The organism is uncultured Cardiobacterium sp. (genome assembly GCF_938028185.1).
GTDB lineage: Bacteria > Pseudomonadota > Gammaproteobacteria > Cardiobacteriales > Cardiobacteriaceae > Cardiobacterium.
The window spans coordinates 1-3,584 of sequence record NZ_CALJAH010000028.1; the positions used below are offsets into that span (position 1 = coordinate 1).

The 3,584-nt window shown below is 62.0% G+C and carries 4 protein-coding genes; all 4 read right to left on the reverse strand.

The window, feature by feature from the left end:
- Window positions 1–92: 92 nt before the first annotated feature.
- Complete coding sequence (locus tag Q0349_RS00985; protein WP_298078903.1) at window positions 93–842, reverse strand: DUF4336 domain-containing protein; 750 nt, start codon at window positions 840–842, stop codon at window positions 93–95.
- 92 nt (window positions 843–934) lie between these two features.
- Window positions 935–1,435, reverse strand: coding sequence for a glycine zipper 2TM domain-containing protein (locus Q0349_RS00990; RefSeq protein ID WP_298078904.1), 501 nt, complete (start codon window positions 1,433–1,435; stop codon window positions 935–937).
- A gap of 86 nt (window positions 1,436–1,521) precedes the next feature.
- Complete coding sequence (locus Q0349_RS00995) at window positions 1,522–2,295, reverse strand: OmpA family protein (protein ID WP_298078905.1); 774 nt, start codon at window positions 2,293–2,295, stop codon at window positions 1,522–1,524.
- A gap of 178 nt (window positions 2,296–2,473) precedes the next feature.
- Window positions 2,474–3,584, reverse strand: a 1,111-nt coding sequence (dnaJ, locus tag Q0349_RS01000) for a molecular chaperone DnaJ (protein WP_298078907.1), incomplete at its 5' end; no start/stop codon positions are given.

Here is a 3,584-nt window from a genome sequence, read left to right on the forward strand (position 1 = left end):
CACGCAAAATGCGTCCGCATTTTGCGTGGGTACCCGCCCGCTGCGGGCTTCGCCCAGCAGGGAAGGGGGATTTTTCAAATTGCAAACAGCGCCTAGGCGCCGAGCCAGCGGAAGGCGCGCTGCAATTCGGCAGTCGCGTTTTCCGTGTAACAGCGGCCATGCGCGAGGATGATGCGTTCCGGTTGCCAGGCGAGCAGTTGTTGCAAGCTTGCGCGGGCGGCGGCACGGTCGGTGAAGGTGGCACGCATATCAATCGGCGCCTTGCCGGCCGGGTCGTGGTTGCCAGCCAGTTTCATCACCAGTTTCCAGAAGCCACGCATTTTCGCGGTTTCGATGTTTTCAATCAGGTCGGTGAGGATGAGGGTACGGCTTGCCACATGGAAGAAGTCGATTTCACGCATGACGCGGCTGCCGCGAAATTCGGTTTGCGCAATCTGCCCTGCCCACGCGGGCGGGGCGCTGTCGCCAAGGTCGGCGTCAAACTGCACGCTGATGCGGTTTTTCGCGGCGCGTTCGCGCACGCCAGGACTCGCCCAAGCGGTTGCCTGCGGGTAGCGCGCCTGCCAGGCGGGGATGTGGGCGTAATGGATGTAGTTGGGCGAGACGAGGTGGCGCACCGTGCCGAGCGCGTCCACCGCGGCAAAAAGCGCGTCGTCCGGCGCAATCGGCGAATGGCACCAGAGGCTGCCGTCGGCGAGGCGGACGAGGGTCATCCGCGTGGAAAACGGCGCACGCAGGATGCCCATGTTCATCCAGGTGAGGCCGCCGTCGGCAATCCAGATGTTTTCGGCGACGGGTTTCAGGGTATTGAGCGGCTGGTAGAGCGGGACGGGGATGGCCATATGCGAAGCTCCGGTAGGGGGATGCCGTCATGATACGCCTCCCACAAAAAAACCGGACGCTACCGTCCGGTTTTTCATGGGTATCAACGCTATTAAAGCGGGGAAACACCGCTGTTGACGCCCCAGCTTTGGCTGCGGCTCTTTTCTTCGGTGAAGTTGTAGTCGCTAACCTTGCCGGTGGCGAGGGAAATATCCACCTCCAGCATTTGCGATTCCTGGCGCGCGGTGACCATGTTGTCGCCAAGCAGGCCGCCTGCCACGCCGCCAACGCCGGTGGCAATCGCCTGGCCGGTGCCGCCACCAATCTGGTTGCCCAGCAGACCGCCGAGCAGCGCGCCGCCGATGCCCGCTGCGGATTTTTTCATGCTGTCGTCATTGCGGTAGGCGTAAATCAGCTTCTTGATGCCGAGTTTCTGGTTGGTCTGTACCGAAACCGGCTCGCCGAACATCGCACGCACCTGCGCTTCCGTGGTCACGCCGCGCTGGATGGAATTGACGCGGGCATAATCCATGCGTTCGCCGTGGTTAATGCCGCAGGCGGCAAGCGTTGCGGTCAGCACCAGCGCGAGCGCGCCATTCTTGTATTTTTTCATATAAGGAGAAACTCCGTAGTTTGTTGGAAAATCGGGCGAATTATAGTGTTTCAACCCATTGGAAAACATCCCTTTTCAGGAATTTTTTAGCGCGCTGTGCCGACCGATACCTCGACCCGCCGGTCGGGTTGCAGGCAGGCAATCAGTGCCGCGCGCGGCAGGTTGTCGCTGCAATGTGAGAGCGGCCGTTCGCTGGCGAATCCGGAGGCGCGGATGCGTTTTTCCGCAATGCCGCCGCGCACCAGATAGTGTTTGACCGCGTCAGCCCGCGCCTGCGACAAGGCGCGGTTGTGCGCCTCCGTGCCGAGGCGGTCGGTGTAGCCATCCACGCGGATGGGGTCGCTGTCGTTATGTTCGCGCACCTTGGCGAGCAGGTCGGCGAGTGCCGCATCCGCTTCGGGGCGCAGCGTCGCGCTGTCGAAGGCAAAGAGCGCGTCGGCGGCGAGGCGGTACGGCGGCGCGGCAGGCGGTGTGTCGTACACCGTGGCGCAATCTTGCGGCAACCAGTACTGCGCGGCGATGCGGTCATCGTCGCCGTAAATGAGCTTCAAATGGCAGACCGCCTGGTTTTCCCGCGTGTATTCCGGGCGTTGCAGGATGTAGTTCCATTCGCGCGCGCCGTTGATTTCGCTGAAATGCGGCACGTCGAGCAGGGCGAAGACGTTCTTGCGTTCCAGCCCGACCTTGACCGCGGCAATGGTCGGCGACGGCAGGCGCAGCGCCTCGTCGCGCCAACTGTCTTTTTGCGTCGGCCAAACCAGTTCGCCAACGCTGCCATCGGCGCGCACGTTTTTGCTGACGGTGGAGGTGCAGCCCGCCAGCGCGGCGGCGGCAAGCAGGATGAATAGTGTTCTTTTCATGAGGGGTTCCCTGAAGGTGTTTTTCGTCTGAATCTTGGGTTATTCGGGGTGGTGATTTACATACACGTGAGCGCTCAAGGTGTATGTATATTGGGGGATGGGGTTGGCTATCGGGCAGCGAGGCAGAACAACCTAACCCCACCCCCGTCCCCTCCCCCACGGGGGGAGGGGGATTAGGTTAGAGGTTATCGAAGAATTTTTTGACGCTGTCGAGGAAGCCTTTTTCTTTCGGTGCGTGGGTTTTGCCGCCTTCGTTCAGGGTTTTGCCGAAGTCGGCGAGGATGTCTTTTTGTGCTTTGGAGAGGTTTACCGGCGTTTCGATGTTCACGGTGCAGTAGAGGTCGCCGGTGGTGCGGCTGCGTACGGATTTGACGCCTTTGCCTTTTAAGCGGAAGGTTTTGCCGGTCTGGGTTTCGGGCGGCACGGTGAGCATGACACGCCCGCCGAGGGTCGGCACTTCGAGGTCGCCGCCGAGGGCGGCGGTGACGAAGCTGATGGGCATGGCGCAGTGCAGGTTGTCGCCTTCGCGGGCGAAGATGGGGTGTTTGCGTACGCGGATTTCGACGTAGAGGTCGCCCGCCGCCGCGCCGCGTTCGCCCGCTTCGCCTTCGCCGGAGAGGCGGATGCGGTCGCCGCTATCGACGCCTGCCGGGATGTTCACGTTCAGGGTTTTTTGTTGTTTGACGCGGCCGTCGCCGTGGCAGTTGGTGCAGGGGTTTTCGATGATTTGCCCTTTGCCGCCGCATTGGGGGCAGGCTTGGGCGATGGAGAAGAAGCCTTGTTGCATTCGGATTTGGCCGGTGCCGCCGCAGCCGGGGCAGTTGCGTTTGACGGATTTTTCGGTCGCGCCGGTGCCGCTACAGTTTTTGCAGCGGACGTAGGTCGGGATGCGGATGCGTTTTTCGCCGCCGTTCACGGCTTCTTCGAGGGAGAGGTCGAGTTCGTAGGCAAGGTCATGGCCGCGCGTTTGTTGTTGGCGCGTGCCGCCGCGTCCGCCCCGGCCGCCGCCGAAGATGTCGCCGAAGATGTCGCCGAAGATGTCGGCGTTGAAGCCGCCCGCGCCAAAGCCGCCAAAGCCGCCGCCACCGTTGCCGCTGGCGGCCTCAAAGCCGTAGCGGTCGTAGGTGGCGCGTTTTTGTTCGTCGGAGAGGATGTCGTAGGCGGCTTTGGCTTCTTTGAATTTGGCTTCGGCTTCTTCGCGGTTGTCCGGGTTGCGGTCGGGGTGGTATTTCATTGCCAGTTTGCGGAACGCTTTTTTGATTTCGTCCTGGCTGGCGGTTTTGGCGACG

Coding starts and splice junctions, on each gene's coding strand:
- Q0349_RS00990 (WP_298078904.1), bottom strand. CDS start 1,435: ATGAAAAAATACAAGAATGGCGCGCTCGCGCTGGTGCTGACCGCAACG.
- Q0349_RS00995 (WP_298078905.1), bottom strand. CDS start 2,295: ATGAAAAGAACACTATTCATCCTGCTTGCCGCCGCCGCGCTGGCGGGC.
- Q0349_RS00985 (WP_298078903.1), bottom strand. CDS start 842: ATGGCCATCCCCGTCCCGCTCTACCAGCCGCTCAATACCCTGAAACCC.